The organism is Pseudonocardia sp. McavD-2-B, assembly GCF_024124365.1.
GTDB classification, from domain to species: Bacteria; Actinomycetota; Actinomycetes; order Mycobacteriales; family Pseudonocardiaceae; genus Pseudonocardia; species Pseudonocardia alni.
In genome coordinates, this window is sequence record NZ_JAMXSG010000001.1 from 80,478 (window position 1) to 97,268 (window position 16,791).

16 protein-coding genes and 3 pseudogenes are annotated in these 16,791 nt (G+C 70.1%); 11 read left to right on the forward strand and 8 right to left on the reverse strand.

All coding sequences use genetic code 11. The features are described 5' to 3' along the window. Positions 1-79 precede the first annotated feature (79 nt). Together NH602_RS00385 and NH602_RS00390 are read right to left on the reverse strand one after the other, a co-directional pair. Positions 80-355, reverse strand: coding sequence for a hypothetical protein (locus NH602_RS00385; RefSeq protein WP_253066680.1), 276 nt, complete (start codon positions 353-355; stop codon positions 80-82). Between the two features lie 310 nt (positions 356-665). Then, positions 666-872 (reverse strand): hypothetical protein, encoded by a 207-nt coding sequence (locus tag NH602_RS00390; protein ID WP_157818302.1) that lies wholly within the window; start codon positions 870-872, stop codon positions 666-668. A 108-nt stretch (positions 873-980) separates the two neighbouring features. On the opposite strand from NH602_RS00390, the gene NH602_RS00395 reads away from it, so the two are divergent. The 9 genes and pseudogenes from NH602_RS00395 to NH602_RS00435 all read left to right on the forward strand — a co-directional run. Further along, positions 981-1,295, forward strand: coding sequence for a hypothetical protein (locus NH602_RS00395; protein WP_179762057.1), 315 nt, complete (start codon positions 981-983; stop codon positions 1,293-1,295). A 173-nt stretch (positions 1,296-1,468) separates the two neighbouring features. Further along, positions 1,469-2,464, forward strand: a complete 996-nt coding sequence (locus tag NH602_RS00400; protein ID WP_179762056.1) for an AraC family transcriptional regulator — start codon at positions 1,469-1,471, stop codon at positions 2,462-2,464. A 165-nt stretch (positions 2,465-2,629) separates the two neighbouring features. Beyond that, positions 2,630-2,905, forward strand: a pseudogene (locus NH602_RS00405) (ANTAR domain-containing protein); the annotation flags it as partial. 103 nt (positions 2,906-3,008) lie between these two features. Then, positions 3,009-3,296 (forward strand): annotated as a pseudogene (locus tag NH602_RS00410) (DJ-1/PfpI family protein); the annotation flags it as partial. Between the two features lie 426 nt (positions 3,297-3,722). Beyond that, positions 3,723-4,556 (forward strand): aldo/keto reductase, encoded by an 834-nt coding sequence (locus tag NH602_RS00415; RefSeq protein WP_179762055.1) that lies wholly within the window; start codon positions 3,723-3,725, stop codon positions 4,554-4,556. Positions 4,557-4,760: 204 nt separating this feature from the next. Further along, the gene (locus NH602_RS00420; RefSeq protein WP_179762054.1) at positions 4,761-4,934 is read left to right on the forward strand and encodes a hypothetical protein; all 174 of its coding nucleotides are present in this window, start codon (positions 4,761-4,763) and stop codon (positions 4,932-4,934) included. 85 nt (positions 4,935-5,019) lie between these two features. Then, entirely contained in the window at positions 5,020-5,466 is a 447-nt protein-coding gene (locus tag NH602_RS00425; RefSeq protein ID WP_253066681.1) for a hypothetical protein, read from the forward strand. Further along, positions 5,463-6,632 (forward strand): alcohol dehydrogenase catalytic domain-containing protein, encoded by a 1,170-nt coding sequence (locus NH602_RS00430; protein WP_253066682.1) that lies wholly within the window; start codon positions 5,463-5,465, stop codon positions 6,630-6,632. Before NH602_RS00425 ends, NH602_RS00430 begins: the two co-directional genes overlap by 4 nt. Before the next feature lie 92 nt (positions 6,633-6,724). Next, a pseudogene (locus NH602_RS00435) lies at positions 6,725-7,030 on the forward strand (transposase); the annotation flags it as partial. A 1,037-nt stretch (positions 7,031-8,067) separates the two neighbouring features. On the opposite strand, the gene NH602_RS00440 reads toward NH602_RS00435, so the two are convergent. The 4 genes from NH602_RS00440 to NH602_RS00455 all read right to left on the reverse strand — a co-directional run bounded on the left by NH602_RS00440 (position 8,068) and on the right by NH602_RS00455 (position 12,516). Next, on the reverse strand, positions 8,068-9,720 hold the full coding sequence (locus NH602_RS00440; protein ID WP_253066683.1) for an AMP-binding protein: 1,653 nt from the start codon (positions 9,718-9,720) through the stop codon (positions 8,068-8,070). A 102-nt stretch (positions 9,721-9,822) separates the two neighbouring features. After that, positions 9,823-10,593, reverse strand: a complete 771-nt coding sequence (locus NH602_RS00445) for a crotonase/enoyl-CoA hydratase family protein (protein ID WP_253066684.1) — start codon at positions 10,591-10,593, stop codon at positions 9,823-9,825. Beyond that, positions 10,590-11,354, reverse strand: a complete 765-nt coding sequence (locus tag NH602_RS00450; RefSeq protein ID WP_253066685.1) for an SDR family NAD(P)-dependent oxidoreductase — start codon at positions 11,352-11,354, stop codon at positions 10,590-10,592. Before NH602_RS00450 ends, NH602_RS00445 begins: the two co-directional genes overlap by 4 nt. Positions 11,355-11,373: 19 nt before the next feature. Further along, positions 11,374-12,516 carry an acyl-CoA dehydrogenase family protein gene (locus NH602_RS00455; protein ID WP_253066686.1) on the reverse strand — a complete coding sequence of 381 codons (1,143 nt, stop codon included), beginning with the start codon at positions 12,514-12,516 and terminating at the stop codon, positions 11,374-11,376. 78 nt (positions 12,517-12,594) lie between these two features. Between NH602_RS00455 and NH602_RS00460 the strand changes: the two genes are divergently transcribed. Further along, entirely contained in the window at positions 12,595-13,674 is a 1,080-nt protein-coding gene (locus NH602_RS00460; protein ID WP_253066687.1) for a CaiB/BaiF CoA-transferase family protein, read from the forward strand. 57 nt (positions 13,675-13,731) lie between these two features. Here the strand turns inward: NH602_RS00460 and NH602_RS00465 are convergent, their stop codons facing one another. After that, entirely contained in the window at positions 13,732-14,346 is a 615-nt protein-coding gene (locus tag NH602_RS00465; RefSeq protein ID WP_253066688.1) for a TetR/AcrR family transcriptional regulator, read from the reverse strand. Positions 14,347-14,364: 18 nt separating this feature from the next. Continuing rightward, positions 14,365-15,531, reverse strand: coding sequence for a thiolase family protein (locus NH602_RS00470; RefSeq protein ID WP_253066689.1), 1,167 nt, complete (start codon positions 15,529-15,531; stop codon positions 14,365-14,367). A gap of 109 nt (positions 15,532-15,640) precedes the next feature. On the opposite strand from NH602_RS00470, the gene NH602_RS00475 reads away from it, so the two are divergent. Beyond that, entirely contained in the window at positions 15,641-16,789 is a 1,149-nt protein-coding gene (locus NH602_RS00475; RefSeq protein ID WP_253066690.1) for an acyl-CoA dehydrogenase family protein, read from the forward strand. The last annotated feature ends 2 nt before the right edge of the window (positions 16,790-16,791 follow it).

Here is a 16,791-nt window from a genome sequence, read left to right on the forward strand (position 1 = left end):
GGTGTCGAGGCCGAACGGCTCTACCGCGCGGCCGACCACACCTGAACTCGCCGATTCCTACGGCCGGTGGAGACGTGGGTCATCGGGTGCCGTCGTAGAGCTGCTGGGCCCGTGAGCGGGACAGCCCGAGCTCGGCGGCGATCCGGCCGTAGCTCATCCCCTGCTCGTCCTTCATCGCCTGCACCGACTCCCGGATCAACCCGGCCAGCTCCGAGACGACCCCCGAATTCTCCGCCAGCACCTCACCGATCAACCGGTGCCGCTCCGCAGGGTCCTCCACACCGCGCATCACCGCGATGATCTGCTCCGACATCTGCGCAGCCAGCTCACACGCCGTCTCCACCCGCTCACCCATGCCGGCCATCCCGTCGAGCTACGGGTCGAATACGCCTGCGACCTGCACGTCTCGCGACTGCAGGCGCCGCGGGAGCTGCTCGACCGTGACCGCGCCGCGCTCGACCGGCGCCGCGAGCAGCACGCCCTCGGCGCCGCCGGCCAGGTCTACGAACGGCCGGGCCCGCTCGCGACCGGTGCCACAGGCCGGCAACGCCTGCGCCGTGCCCTGGCCCTTGCCGCACCGTCTGGGGCGTGGGCAAGCTCCGGGACCGGGCCATCGTCCTGATCGCCGGGCCGGGTGGGCCGCCGCAGGCGTCCGCTCCCCCGTCTCAGCGGCTGTAGCGCTGGGGCAGCACGTCGCGGATCCCCGTCAGCTCGAGCTCACCGTCGCCGGTCTCGCCGGGATACACATATGCCTCGTTCTCCGCGACCTGGACCCGGAACTCCTGGCGCCCCTCGGCCAGGACCCGCGCGTATACCGCGGCGTCGCGGGCGGATTCCCGATCCTGACCTTCCCCGTGGTCAGTCCAGGCCACGCTCTCTGCGCCGGACCGCAGCACCCCTACCCGCCACCGCTCCATGGTCGTGAGCGTGACGCAGCGGGGCCCGGCTGCACCAGCAGCCGGGCCCGACCATCCACAACCGTGGCCGCGTGGACCTACTCGGTCGCTGCCGTGACGGTCCACCACGGTGCCGAGCACTACCGGTTCGCCGAACAGAGCGTGGTGGTGAACCGGCTTCGGAGCGCGTCCGGGGTCGGTGTGTTGCGCGAGGGGGTGGACGCAGCGGTGCTGGGCTGTCAGATCGCGTCGCTGATGGCAGGGCACCACCTCATCTGCGAGCGCAGCGACACCACCGACGAGCTCCCCTCCCAGGTCCGCGCCATGTGGTCGACGGTGTCACCGCTGGTCGCCACGGAGGACTGGGTCGCGCGTCACCCCACCTGCGTGCGCGCCTGAGCCCGGCCCGCCCGTTCAGCTACTCATCGCTTCCGCGCGGTTCCCTACCGGACGCCCTGCTCGTATCGTGACCGGTGACACACACCTGCGGGTCCGGTGCCGGTCCCCAGTTCGTCCCCGACGCGGCGAGCGCCCCGCCTGCCCGCGGTGTGCGGCTCCCCGGGGGTGCCCTGATGGGCGAGGACGACAGGCATGGTCTGTGGGTCCGGCCGTTGGTGCGCTGCGACGATGTCGACGACCTGGTGCAGCAGGTCACCGCGATCATGTCGCCCCACACCGTCCTCCCGGCCCGCGCGGGCGCGTTCACCGCGCAGGTCTCCGGTGCCCGCGCCCCGGGACTCTCGCTGCTGGAGTTCGACTACCGGATGCCGGTGCGGATCACCGCGGACCCGTTGCCCGGATACGTGGCGGTGTGTCTCCCGCTATCCGGTTCGATGACCGCCCGCCACCAGGGTCGTCGGCTCGACGCGTGCGCCGGCGGTGCCGCGTTGGTGGGGACCCCGGCCTCGGAGCTGATGATGGACTGGGGTGAGGCGCTGCGGCTGCTGGTCCTGCGGGTCGATCTCGTTGCGCTGCGCTCGCTGGCCGCGCGGCTGGTCACCGACCTGCCCGAAGAACCGGACCTGCAGTTCGACCCGGCTATGGACATACCGGAGATCACCGCTGCGGTACTGGGACAGGCACAGCTGATGCAGCACATACTCGCCGGGGCCGGATCTGAGGCGGTGAACCCGCTGGCTGCGGCGCAGCTGCGCGAGCAGATCATGTACACACTGCTGCTGGGGCAGCCCAACAGCTGGACCCGGGCCTTGCGTCACCGCCCAGGACCCGGGCGCCACTCGGCCGTCGCCGACGCTGCCGAGCTCATGCGATCCCACCCCGATGATCCGCTGACCATCGAAGCGGTCGCGCGCTCGGTGGGGCTGTCGGTGCGGGCCCTGCACGCGGGTTTCTGCCGTGAGTTCGACCGGTCCCCGAAGCAGTACCTCCAGCACGTGCGTCTCGAGCGTGCCCACGACGACCTCGTCGTCGCCGACCCCGTCGACGGGCTCCGGATCATCGACGTCGCCCACCGGTGGGGCTTCAGTCACCCGGGACGCTTCGCCACCACCTACCGACGCCACTACGGCGAGCCCCCCGCCGCCACCCTGGCTCGCGCGCTGCGCTGAGGGCGGAGCGGCCCGTCGGTGGCCGCCGTTTCCGCACCGGCCGCCTCGCCGGAAACGTCTCTGCGACGACGCCGGGGCTCCCTAGCGTCATGGCGGCGCCATCGTCCCTGGTGGACCCGGCGCACCAGGAGATCGCCGCGAGCACAGGATGGGAGCACACCGTCGATGTCGACACTGCTGACCGGCCCCGATCGAGTCACGGACCACACCGGACAGCTCGGAGGCGACAGCACACGCACGGCGGCCGTCCGGTCCGACCAGAGCCGGATCACCCTGCTCCAGGACCAGGTCGAAGGCCTGACCCGCGCCCTGCGTAACCGCGACACGATCGGGCAGGCCAAGGGCATCCTGGTCGCCCACTACGACATCGGCCCCGACGAGGCGTTCACGCTGCTGGTCCAGGTCTCCCCGCACTCCGACACCAAGCTCGCCGAGCTCGCGACGGTCGTCGTCGCCGGGGTCCGCGAACACGGTCCGGCGCAGCAGTGCCGGGTCGTGACCGAGGTCCTGGAGAGCCTGCTCGACCAGACCGAGCGGACCCGGCACCCACCCCGCCGCGGTGGAGTTCGTGCGCGCGTTCGTGAGCACCGGCAAGCCGGTCGCCTCGATCTGTCACGGCCCCTGGACCCTCGCCGAGGCCGACGTGATCCGCGGTCGGCGACTGACGTCGTGGGCCTCGATCCGCACCGACCTGCGCAACGCCGGTGCCGAGGTCGTCGACGACGAGGTCTGCGTCGACGGCCAGTTCATCACCAGCCGGTCACCGTTCGACCTGCCCGCGTTCTGCGCGGCGATCGTCGAACAGTTCGCGGCCGTCCCGGCTGCGGTCTGACCCACCACCGACCGCCACCTTTCTACGACTCCGCCGCCGCACCGCCGGCACGGCTCGTCGGGTTCTTCGTCTACGCCACCGGCGAGGACACCTTCGGCCGCGACCTCGGCGTCCTCGCCACGCTGATCGGGCGCGGCAGGCTCGACCCGCAGCTGGGCTCGGTCCGTGACTGGGCGGAGATCGCCGACGCCGTCGAGGCGCTGTGCCTGCGCACGGCCACCGGGAAGGCAGTACTGACCGAGCCGACGGGCGCCGGATGACGTTGGAACGACAGAAGGGGAAAAGGGGAATTGTGACATGACAATCCAGCAGGAGTCGGACTCCTCCCGTCGGTGACGCCGTCGGCGATCGACTCCATGGCCGGGAATGAGGACCGGAAGTCGCGGCTCTCATCCCACCCGAGGACGCGGAAGGAAGTGATCGCGGATGCGACGAATCGCGCTGGCGAGAGGGGAAACCGTCCCCGTTCTGGGCCAGGGCACCTGGGGATGGGGCGAGGACCCGGGTCGCCGCGGCGACGAGGTCGCGGCCCTGCGCACCGGCCTGGACCTGGGCATGACCCTGGTCGACACCGCCGAGATGTACGCCGACGGCGGAGCGGAGGAGGTGCTCGGTGAGGCACTGGCGGGCCGCCGCGACGAGGCCTTCGTCGTCAGCAAGGTACTGCCGTCGAACGCGTCCCTTGCCGGCGCGATCGCGGCCTGCGAGCGCAGCCTGGAACGCCTGGGCACCGACCGGATCGATCTCTACCTGCTGCACTGGCAAGGCAGGCACCCCCTGGAGGACACCCTCGAGGCCTTCCAGCACCTGATCGAGGTCGGGAAGATCCGGTACTGGGGCGTCAGCAACTTCGACCACGCCGCCCTCACCGAGCTCCGAGACGTGTCGGGCAGCGAAGGACTGACCACGGACCAGGTGCTGTACAACCTGTCGCGGCGGGGGCCGGAATACGACCTGCTGCCGTGGTGCGCCGACCACGAACTGCCGGTGATGGCGTACTCGCCGATCGAGCAGGGGCGCATCCTCGGCGACGCGACACTCGGCGAGGTCGCGGCCGCCCACGGCATCAGCCCCGCTGCGGCGGCCCTGGCGTGGGTGCTGCGCCGCGACTCACTATGCACCATCCCCAAGGCGAGCAGCCCGCAGCACGTGCGCGACAACGCCACGGCACTGGACGCGAAGCTGACCCGCGAGGACCTGGATGCTCTCGACCGTGCCTTCCCGCCGCCGAGCGGTCCGCGACCACTGGAAATCCTGTGATCCTGCCCGGGGGTGCAGCCGGTCAGCGCGATGACCACCAGGAAGCCCGGGGCAGAAAATCAGACCGAGATCGTAGAAGAGCCACCGACCCAATCACCGACCGAGCGCCACGGCGCCGGGTCGGACAGGGCAGAGGGGTGCCGAGCCGGACGGAGGCCCTGAGGTGAAACGGAGCAGGACCTGTTGGACCGGATCCAACACCTGGTGAAGCGGGAGACGTCGCTGCGCGCCCGGCGTGGCGACGGCCGGCTGAGCGGTCACGAGGAAGCCGAACGCCTCCGAGCGGCCTACGGCTGCCGCGAACTCCAACGCCGCGACGAAGTCGGCCACGACGACGAGACCGGCGAAGCCGCTTCCGAGTCCTCGTCCGCGTCCTGACCGAGACCAGAGCGGTCCGTCGCAGCACCATCTGACCCCCGCGGACTGCGACATACGCAGCGACGTCAGACAGAAGGAGGAAACGATGAGCAAAGTGGTGGACGCCGCGACGACCGTGCCGAGATGGGCGGTCAAGGCGCTGCGAGGGCTGACCGGGGCCACCGACCAGCGTCCCGACGGGGTTGATGGCCCGGGGCGGTGGCTGGTGGTCACCGTCTACCGGAAGGCCGAGGACGTCCGGACCCAGGTGGACGACTCCGGCCCATTGAGCCGGATGCGCGGCGAGATCGAGCTGACGGTTCGCCCGGCCCCCGGCGACAAGGGCACCGAACTGGCCGCGCGCCCGACCACATCCGACGACGGCCAGGTCGACGCCCGACGCCGGCTTCGGGCCGCGTTGCGCGAGACCAAGTCGATCCTCGAGTGCGGCGAGGTCGTCGAACCATCCCGGCCGGGGTCGAGTCACCCCGGGCCGGCCGGACATCTGCTGCGCGCGGTCACCGCGCGGGCCTGGGGAGAGGGTCGACTGTGAAGGCACTGTGCTGGGAGGGCGTCGACAAGCTCGCCGTGGAACGGGTCCCCGACCCGCGGATCCAGAACGCGCACGACATGATCGTCAAGGTCCGCTACACCGCATCGTGCGGGTCGGACCTGCACCTGCTCGGCGGATACATCCCGGCCATGGAGGCCGGCGACGTGATCGGCCACGAATTCATGGGTGAGGTCGTCGAGACCGGCCCCGACGTCACCAAGCACCAGGTCGGGGACCGGGTGGTCGTGGTGTCGTTCATCGGCTGCGGCACCTGCTGGTACTGCGACAACGACCTGTGGTCGCTGTGCGACAACACCAACACCAACCCCGGCATCGGCCAAGGCCTGTGGGGCTACGAGCCCGGCGGCATCTTCGGCTACTCCCACGCCATGGGCGGGTTCATGGGTAGCCACGCCGAGTACGTCCGGGTCCCGTTCGCCGACCACGGCGCCTTCACCGTCCCCGAACAGGTCGACGACCTGTCCGCGGTGTTCGCTTCCGACGGCGTCCCCACCGGCTGGATGGGCGCCCACCTCGGCGGTGTCCAGGCCGGGGACACCGTCGCGGTGTGGGGCGCCGGCGGAGTCGGGCAGATGGCCGCCCGCGCTGCCACGCTGCTCGGCGCCGAACAGGTCATCGTCATCGACCGCCTCCCCGAGCGGCTGGCCATGACCGCACAGCACGTCGGGGCGGAGACCCTCGACTACAGCCGTACCGACGTCGGCGCCGAGCTGCGGGAGCGCACCGGAGGACGGGGCCCGGACGTGTGCATCGAGGCCGTCGGCCAGGAGGCGCACACCGACGGCCCGGAGTACCTCTACGACAAGGTCAAGCAGCAGCTACGGCTGGAGAACGACCGGCCGATCGCGATCCGCGAGGCGATCATGTCGTGCCGCAAGGGCGGGTCGGTGTTCTCCCTCGGGGTGTTCGCCGGGCTGGTCGACAAGTTCCCGCTTGGCGCGTTGATGAACAAGGGACTGACCCTGCGCGGCGCGCAGCAACACGGGCAGCGCTACCTGCCGATGCTGCTCGGCCGCATAGCCAACGGAGAGATCACCACCAGCCACCTGGCCACCCACGTCATGTCGTTGGACGACGGCCCACACGGCTACGACATGTTCAAGAACAAGAAAGACGGCTGCGTCCGAGCGGTCTTCCAACCCTGACCTCGATAGCGACCGTGACGCCAGCCGGCGAGGTCGACGGAGCCGCCCTGGGTGCTGTAGAGACTCTGGGCCTTGGAAACGAGGATGGAGTCATGTCGTCAGATCGAACTGCGGGGAAGCCGACGACGCGGCGGTACTCGCGGGAGGAGAAGGCCGCGGCGGTGCGGATGGTCCGCACCCTGCGCGCCGAGCTGGGACACGATCACGGCGTGGTGAAGGGGGTGGCCGATCAGCTCGGCTACGGCGCAGAGTCGGTGCGGTTGTGGCTGCGCCAAGCCGACCTCGACGACGGCCACCAGCCCGGTGTGACCACCGACGAGGCAGCCCGGGTACGCGAGCTCGAGCAAGAGGTCCGCGAACTGCACCGGGCCAATGAGGTGCTCAAGCGCACCGGGTCGATCCCGGCGTAGACCCGGACGCGGATGGTGCCACGGGGAAGCGTGGTGATGCTGCCCCGGGCGCGAGCCGTGCTCGCGGGCTGTCGACCTGCCATGCAGTCAACGCTAGGACCGACTCGCACCACGTTTGATGCACGAAATCTGTCTCAAGATCAGAGCTGATCAGTGTTTACGCTGGTCAGGTGGTGGAGCGGGCGACGGGAATCGAACCCGCGTAGCCAGTTTGGAAGAAAGTTCTCGGCTCTCGTCTGCGTCAACGACCTGCGACAACGATCGCCGATCGGTATTCGCGAGCTGCCCTGGCAACTCCGTTTGCCGCCAGCTCGTGTCACGCGGCGTGTCACACCCACACGGCCCGAGACCGAGAGCATGGCCGTCAGCGGCCTGGGTGGGGCCCGACGGCCGGCCAACCTCGAGGCAGCGCTCGGGGCTCCTCCCCGCCGCCGCTGAAGGCGACCCGGCACGGCTTGGCCGGCTACGCCCTGCTTGGCGGGATCATCGGCGACATCCCACATCTCGCTCAGCCCGTCAGGTTCAGCCACACTCCGGCCCGGTGGACGCACCCGATCATCATTCCCCGTAGGTCCTGCCGTCCGGAGTGGGTCAGCCTCAGCACCGGGCCGGGTGCCTCGTGATGAGCGGTCATAACCGACCCGGAAGTGCAGGCCGACGTGCTTGCCTCGATCACGCCGGACGAGGTCCGCGCCCCGCCGGCGGAAAACCTGGAGGACCTAACCGCCGCGGCGGGCGTCGTCCTCACTCCCCTGCTCGCGGAGTCTCCGTCGACGCTCGCCGCCCGGGGGGACAGGCCGACCGCGACGCAGGCCGCCAGCGCGTCGTCCCCGCGCTAGCGGGGGTGATCCCCTGCAGGTCGGGGCCGCCGGCGTGGCGCGCTGGTCGTCCCCGCTAGCGGCAGGGGTCACGGCGCCGAGCCGGCGAGCGTCGTGCACCTCGGTCGTCCCCGCCCTGGCGGGGGTGGTTCCGTGTGCCCGTGCCCCTTCGGAGCCGGGACGGGCTGAGCAGCCTGCTCCGGCTGGTCAGACACCGCCCGAGTTGAGGTCCTTGGTCATGATCTCTCGCATGACGTTCTTGCGGACCTTGCCAGTGACGGTCATCGGGAACTGGTCGACCACTCGCACGTAGCGCGGGATCTTCTGCCGCGACAGTCGATCCTTCCAGTGCTCGCGCACGCTGTCGGCGTTCAGCTCGGGCGAGCCCGGTCGCATGATCAGCCATGCGGCGACTTCTTCGCCCATCCGATCATCGGGTACGCCGACGACCTGGACGTCGACCACGTCCGGGTGCCCCATGAGGCATTCCTCGATCTCGCGCGGGTAGATGTTCTCGCCGCCGCGGATGATCATGTCCTTCAGTCGGCCCACCACGGTCAGGTAGCCGTCCTCGTCCATCACGGCGAGATCGCCCGTGGAGAGCCAGCCGTCGTCGCCGAGGACCTCGGCCGTGCGTTCCGGGTCCTCCCAATAGCCGATCATCACGGAGTAGCCGCGGAAGCAGGCCTCCCCCACCGACCCGCGCGGCACGATGTTGCCGGTGACGGCATCGCGCACAGCGATCTCCAGGTGCGGCATCGCGACGCCGACGGTCTCCGTCTTGCGCCGGATGCCGTCGTCGCGCTTCGTCTGCGTGGCGACGGGCGAGTTCTCGGTCATCCCGAAGCAGATGGTGACCTCGTCCATGCCCAGTTCGCTGATCACGCGAAGCATCGCGTCGACAGGGCAGGGAGACCCGCCCATGATCCCGGTCCGCAGCGACGAGACGTCGAGGCCGGTCGAGGCGAGGATCTCCAGCTCCGCGATGAACATCGTCGGGACCCCGTAGAGCGAGGTGCACCGGTGCAGGGCCACGGCCTGCAGGGTCTGCAGCGGGTCGAACCACGGCCCGGCCAGGATCGCGGTCGCGCCATGGTAGAAGGTCGACAGCGTGCCCATCACCATGCCGAAGCAATGGTAGAGCGGTACCGGCACACAGACCCGGTCTTCCGGGGTGTAGGCGAGGCCGTCGCCGAAGAATCGCGCGTTGTTCACGATTCCCCTATGGCTGAGCGTGGCGCCTTTCGGTGATCCGGTGGTCCCGGAGGTGAACTGGATGTTGATCGGGTCGTCCGGGGCGAGGGAGGCGGCGATGTCCTCCACGACCTCCGTGTGCTCCGGCGCACCGCCCGCCACCCGCTCCCAGTCGGCACTACCCAGTTCGATCACCGTACGGAGATCGGGACAGTCGGCGCGCACGTGGTCCAGCAGCTCGCGGTAGGACACGTCCCGGAAGCCCGTGGCGGACACTAGGGTCGAGACCTGCACCTTGCGCAGTGCATACCCGAGCTCGGGGGCACGGTAGGCCGGGTTGATCGTCACCAGGATCGCGCCGATCTTCGCCGAGGCGAACTGCACGAGGACCCACTCGGCACAGTTCGCCGACCAGATACCCACGCGTTCTCCCGGGCGTACGCCCGTGGCGTACAGACCGGTCGCGCAGGCGTCCACAGCGGCGAGTAGCTCGCTGTAGGTCCAGGTGCGCCCCGTGTGGTGCTCCACGAGCGCGAGGCGGTCCGCTTCGCGCTCCGCGGACCGGGAGAGCACTCCGTACACGGGGGTCTCGTCGAGCTCGGCCGCTGTGGGGCCTGCGGAATAGGACAGCCCCTCATACTCGGTAGGAGCGGTGCGCGCATTCATGTGTCCTCCACTTCATTGGGGTATCAACACCGAGCGACGTGCTTCTTCCAGCCGTGCGACAAGCGGGTCGTGCTATCCCCGGCGTGCGACGAGCCGCGACGGTCAGCGTCCGGTCCAAACCGGGTCTCGTCGTTCTGTGAAGGCGCGGCTTCCCTCTGCGGCGTCCGCCGAGTCGAAGACGGCGTCGGTCCACTGCTGCTGCCACTCGAACATGGAGGACTCGGACCGGTCGTACGCTGCGCGGGCGATCCTGGCGGAGGTCGCCACGGCGAGCGGGGCGTTGGCGGCGATCGCATTCGCGAGGTCCAGGGCCGTGTCGAGAGCGGCGTTCTCCGCCGCGACTCGGTTGACGAGCCCGTACTGGAGGGCGACGGCGGGCTCGAGCATCGTGCCGGTCAGCAGCAGTTCCATGGCGATCGCCCGGGGAAGCGCGCGCGGGAGCCGAAACATCCCACCGCCGCGGGCGACGAGCCCACGCCGCACCTCCGGCAGGGCGAACCGTGCCGTCTCCGACGCGACGACGAGGTCGCAGGCCAGGGCCATCTCGAATCCGCCGCCGAGGGCGAAGCCCTCCACCGCGGCCACGACCGGTTTGATCGGTGGCGTCTCGACCAAACCGCCGAAGCCGCGGCCGGGCACGAATGGGCGCTCACCGCTATCGACGAACCGCTTCAGGTCCATGCCGGCGCAGAAGTGCCCCCCGTTGCCGGTCAGGACGGCGACAGACAACGAGTCGTCCGCGTCGAGGTCGCTCATCGCCCCGGCGATCACGCGTGCCGCGTCGAGCGTCATCGCGTTGCGCTGCCGAGGTCGGTCGAGCGCGACCAGGAGCACCGACCCGCGACGCTCGACCAGGACCTCGCCGTCCGTCATCTCGGTGCCATCCGGATGGCACCGTCGAGCCGGAGGGTGGCTCCGTTGGCGTAGCCGTTGGTCAGGAGCGCGACGGCCATGTCCGCGAACTCGTCCGCGTGTCCGAGGCGCGAGGGGTGCGGCACCGCCGCACCGAGCCGAGCGCGGATCTCATCGGGGAACCGGGCGAGCATCGTCGTGTCGAACGTCCCCGGTGCGATGGTGTTGACCCGGATGCCGTAGGCGGCGAGATCGCGCGCGGCGACCAGGGTCATGGCGTGCACGCCGCCCTTCGATGCGGAGTAGGCGGTCTGGCCGACCTGCCCGTCGAAGGCGGCGACGGATGCGGTCAGGACGATGGACCCGCGGTCGTCCCCTACGGGCTCGGTGCGGGCGATCCGTTCTGCGGCCAGCCGCAGAACGTTGTAGGTGCCGGTCAGATTGATCCGCACGACGTCGGCGAAGCTGGCTTCCGGGCTGGCGTTGCCCTCACGGTCGAGGATGCGCAGTCGGTCTCCCCCGCGGCCTGCGCAGTGCACGACGGCCCGAAGCGGACCGGCGGCCTCCGCCTCGTCGAAGGCCGCGGCGAGGCTCGCGGCGTCGGTGATGTCGGACTGGTGGAACCGGGCCTGCGGGCCGAGCTCCTCGAGCAGCTCGGCCGACGGTTCGGCGCGGTCGGTGATGACGACACGGGAGCCTTGTCGGGCGAGGAGGCGGGCCGTCGCGGCTCCGAGACCGGAGGAACCGCCGGTCACGACGGCCGAGATGTCGCTGAGTTTCATGGCCTGGTTGTCCTGTCGGTCATCCGGCGATGTCGCGACCGATGATCTCCTTCATGATCTCGGTCGTACCGCCGACGAGGGTTTGGACCCGGGCGTCGATGAACGCGCGGGCGATGGGGTACTCGCTCATGTAGCCGTAGCCGCCGTGGAGCTGGAGGCAGGCGTTGACGACGCGCTGCTGGAGCTCCGTGCACCACCACTTGGCCTTGGCACCCGTGGTCGCATCGAGGTCGCCGTCGAGGTAGCGCTGCACGGCGCGCTCCAGAAACGCGCGGGTCACATCGAGCTCCGTCGACAGCTCCGCCAGGCGGAAGCGGGAGTTTTGGAAGTCGATCACACGGCTGCCGAACGCCGTGCGCTCCTTCGTGTACTCGACCGTCCACGCGAACGCCGCCTCGGCGGCGACGAGCGCTCGCCAGGCGATGGACAGTCGCTCCAGGGGCAGTTGGTTGGTGAGATGGTGGAAGCCGCGCCCCTCCTCGCCGAGCAACGCGGTCGACGGCAGCAGCATGTCGTCGAACGCGAGCTCCGCAGTGTCCTGCGCGTGGAGCCCGATCTTGCCCAGCTTCCTGCCCCGGCTGAAGCCGGCAGTGGTGGTGGGGACCACGAACAGAGACAGCTGCGGGCGCCCCTCCTTCGTCCCGGTGCGGGCGGCCACGATCACGACGTCCGAGCTGTACCCGCTGGTGATGAAGGTCTTCGACCCCGCGAGCCGCCAGGAATCGCCCTCCCGGACGGCCGTAGTCCGCATCCCGCGCATATCGCTGCCCGCGCCCGGCTCGGACATGGCGATCGAGGCGACGACGTCACCGCTGGCCATGGACGGCAGCCAGGTGCTCTGCTGCTCCTCGGTGCCGAAGCGGGTGAGGTACCCGACCACGACGTCGTCGTTGATGGACATGCCCGAGGCCAGCGATGCGGCGCCGACGCGGGCCAGTTCCTCCTGGACGACACAGCGGAAGCGGTAGTCGGACACGCCGGCGCCGCCGTACTGCTCGGGGATCCGCAGCCCCAGGATCCCGACCTTCGCCGCCGTCCGCCATACGTCCCGCGGGATGAGCCCGTCCCGGTCCCAGTCGTCCAGGTCGGGGCGCACCTCCCGATCCACGAAGGTGCGCACCGACTCGCGGAAGGCTTCGTGGTCGTCGTCGTAGAAGGTCATCGCACACCCACACCTCATCCGTGTACCGTTCGGTCGGTACAGTACAGCACTCCCAGGATTTGTGAAGAAGGAGCTTCGATGGGCTCAACGATGTTGAACGGTGTGCGCGTGGTGGAGCTGGCGGGCCTGGGACCGTTGCCATTCGCCGGGATGCTCCTGGCGGACCTCGGCGCCGAGGTGATCAGTGTGCGTCGACCGGGCGCCGCGCCGACCGCGCTGACGCGGGGCCGTCCCTCGCTCGAGCTCGACCTCAAGAGCAGCGCCGGTCGAGCCGACCTGCACCGGTTGCTGGCTCGTGCGGACGTCGTCATGGAGGGATACCGCCCGGGAGTGCTCGAACGGCTCGGACTCGGTCCGGACGAGGTCCAGCAGGCGCACCCCAGGGTGGTGTACGCGCGGATGACCGGCTGGGGCCAGACGGGCCCGCGGTCCGCGACGGCAGGCCACGACCTGAGCTACATCGCCGTCACCGGCGCGCTGCACGTCGCGCAGCGCCGCACCCCCTCAGCGGCGCTGCCGACGCCACCGGCGAACCTGCTCGGGGACTTCGGCGGTGGGGGGATGTACCTGGCGACCTCGGTCCTCGCCGCGCTGCTGCGCCGCGAGCGCGACGGCGTGGCCGAGGTCCTCGACGTCGCGGTTCTCGACGGGACCGTCTATCTGACCTCGATGCTCCACGAGTACCGCTCCCAGGGCAGATGGAGCGACGAGCCCGCCAGCAACAGGTTGGACACCGGCGCCCCCTACTACGACGTTTACCCGTGCGCGGACGGCCGATTCGTCGCCGTCGCCGCGCTGGAGGACCCGTTCTTCGTCGACCTGCTCGACCTGCTGGGCATTGCCTCGCCCCTCCCCTTCGACCGCACGGACCCGACGAACTGGGCCCACCTCAGGGGCATGATCGGCGACGTCGTCCTGACCCGGACCCGCGACGAGTGGTCGGAGCTGGCCCTCCGACGAGACGCCTGCCTCGCACCGGTGCTCGATCTGGCCGAGGCCGCACATGACCCCCAGGTCGCCGCGCGAGAACTGCTGCAGCCACGAGCGGACGCCGGCGGATTCCGACCGAGTCTGCCGTGGGGGACGGCTCCGGAGCCGAAGAGCGACCCACAGACCGTCGACGAGGTGCTCCTGAGCTGGGGAGCCGGGCACGCATAGCCGGACCGGCCGCCCGCACGCCGTCCTGGAACGGCGCGCGGGCGGACCCGGCCGGGTTCACTCGCGCATGACCCCGTGGAGCATGAAGTCCAGGTACGTCGCGCTGATCTCCTGCGCGGAGAGCGCGCCGTGGGGTGCCAGCCAGCTGTGGATGCTGGTGAACATCCCGACGATCGCCTTGCGCAACGTCGGGTCGACCCGGCGCGTCACCCCGAGCTCGGCACCCTCGTCGAACAGCCGCTGCCAGATCGACTCGTAGTGATCGCGCATGGCCAGGATCTTCGCGCGCCCCGCCTCGTCGAGTGACGTCCAGTCGCGCATGGAGGTCATCCACGCCGACCGCTCCGCCATGAGGTCGGTGATGAGGTACTCGGTCAGAGCGGTCAGCCGGTCCGGCACCGAGACGTCCCTCGCGACGATCTCCTCGGCGTTGTCGATCGCGCGTTCCAGCAGCCGGGTGGCGATGCGCAGAAGCAGTTCCTGCTTGCTCTTGATGTGGTAGTACAGCGCCCCACGGCCGAGGCCGGTGGCCTCGGAGAGCTCCTGCACCCCGGTCGCATCGAAGCCACGCTGGGCGAACAGGTCCGTCGCCAGGCGGAGGACCCGTTCAGGCGTCGTCTCGTCGTCCGCGACGGGACCCGACGCCGTCACCTCGGAGCGGCCCGCGACCATGGACGAGTCGACCCCCGCTCAGTCCAGGAGTTCGAACACGGTCGCATTGGCAGTTCCGCCTCCCTCGCACATGGTCTGCAGACCATACTGCAGCCCGTGGTGACGCTGGTGGTGGAGCAGACGCGTGGCGAGGATCGCCCCTGATGCGCCGAGGGGGTGGCCGACGGCGATCGCGCCGCCCAGTGGGTTGAGGCGCTCGGGATCTGCGTCGAGCTCGACCTGCCAGGCCAACGGGACGGGGGCGAATGCCTCGTTGACCTCGTAGGCGCCGATGTCCCCGATCGACAGCCCGGTGCGGGCGAGGACCTTGCGCGTGGCCGGGATGGGAGCCGTGAGCATCTCGACGGGGTCCGCCGCCGCCACCGCACCGGCCCGCACCCGGGCCATCGGCCGCATACCGAGCTCGCGGGCCCGGGCGGCCGTCATGATCAGCAGCGCCGCGGCGCCGTCGGAGATCTGTGAGGCGTTGCCGGCATGGACGACCCCGTCCTCCCGGAAGGACGGCTTGAGTCCGGCGAGCGTCTCGACCGAGGTGCCACGGCGCAGGCCCTCATCGACGGCCAGCTCGGCGTCGGCCGTCTTGACGGGCGCGATCTGACCGTCGAGGTCGCCCCGGTCGATCGCACCTGCGGCGAGCGCGTGCGAGCGCGAGGCGTACTCGTCGAGAGCGCGCCGGGAGAACCCGAACCGGGCGGCGATCAGCTCGGCGCCGACCCCTTGGTCGAGGGTGGCGACCTGGTACCGGTCGAGCACCGTCTGCCCGTAGGGCTGTCCGAACTGACGCGCCGCACCGAGCGGCACGCGGCTCATCGTTTCGACACCGCCGGCGACGGCCACGTCGTACGCGCCCGCGGCCACGGCGTGCACCGCACTCTCCAGCGCCTGCTGGCTGGAGCCGCACGCGCGGTTGATCGTCACCGCCGGAACGGTCTCGGGCCAGCCTGCGGCGAGCACGCCGAACCGGCCGACGTTGCTCGACTGGTCGCCGAGCTGGGTGACACATCCCCACATGACGTCGTCGACGGTCGAGGGGTCGAGTCCGGTGCGTTCGACCAGCGCGTTCAGGACGTGGGCCGAGAGATCGACGGGATGGACGTCCTTCAAGGAGCCGTTCCGCTTGCCGATGGGCGTGCGTACGGCGTCGACGATGACGACCTCGCGGGCTTCGAGCGACGTGGCGGCCACAGTGGTTCCTCTCGTGCGGGGTCCGGCTTGGCGAACGAACCGTTGCCAGGTAGTGTACCGACCGAACGGTACACAAAGAAGGTGCCGGCGCTGCCGGGAGGCGAGTCACATGCGAGAGACCGACGAACATCGGGCGCTGCGTTCGTCCGTCCGCCGGATCGCGGACGGATACGGCCACGACTACTTCGTGGAGCAAGCGCGGTCCGGCGGCAAGGCCGACGAGTTGTGGGCAGACCTCGGGGCGCAGGGCTTCCTGGGGGTCAATCTGCCGGAGGAGTTCGGCGGCGGTGGGGCGGGTCTGCTCGAGCTGTCGATGGTGGCCGAGGAGATCTCGGCCGCCGGGTGCCCGCTGCTGATGCTGATCGTCTCGCCGACGATCTGCGGCAGCGTGATCGCGCGGTTCGGCACCAATGAGCAGAAGAAGGAGCGGCTCCCGCGGATCGCCTCGGGCGAGGAGAAGTACGCCTTCTCGATCACCGAGCCGGACGCAGGCTCCAACACCCACGCGATCAGCACCCGCGCCGTCCAGGACGGTTCGGACTGGGTGCTGAACGGCACGAAGTACTGGTGCTCGGGTGCTGACGAGGCCACCACCATCCTTGTCGTGGCGCGGACCGGCGAGCGCGCCTCGAACGGATCGGGTCGGCTGACCCTGTTCCTCGTCGACGCCGATGCGCCGGGCTTGACCACGACCGTCATCCCCGCCGAGGTCACGAGCCCGGAGAAGCAGTTCACGCTGTTCTTCGACGACGTCCGCGTGCCGGCCGAGAACGTGGTCGGCGAGGTCGGCGAGGGCCTCGGACACGTCTTCCACGGCCTGAACCCCGAGCGGATCATGTGCGCGGCGACCTCGAACGGCATCGCCCGGTACGCCATCGCCAAGGGGGCGACCTACGCGCGCGAACGCTCGGTGTTCGGGGTCCCGATCGGCACCCACCAGGGCATCTCCCACCCGCTCGCCGAGGCACACGTCCAGGTCGAGCTGGCTCGCCTGATGACGAACCATGCGGCCGGGCTGTATGACGACGACCTGAGCGCGGGAGAGGCGTCGAACATGGCCAAGCTCGCCGCGGCCGACGCCTCCCTCGTCGCCCTCGACCGCGCCATCCAGACCCACGGCGGCAACGGCATGTCGACCGAGTACGGGTTGTCGGACATGTGGGCGATGGCGCGCCTGCTCAAGGTCGCCCCGGTGTCGCGGGAGATGGTCCTGAACTACGTCGCCCAGCACTCCCTCACACTGCCGAAGGCGTACTGACC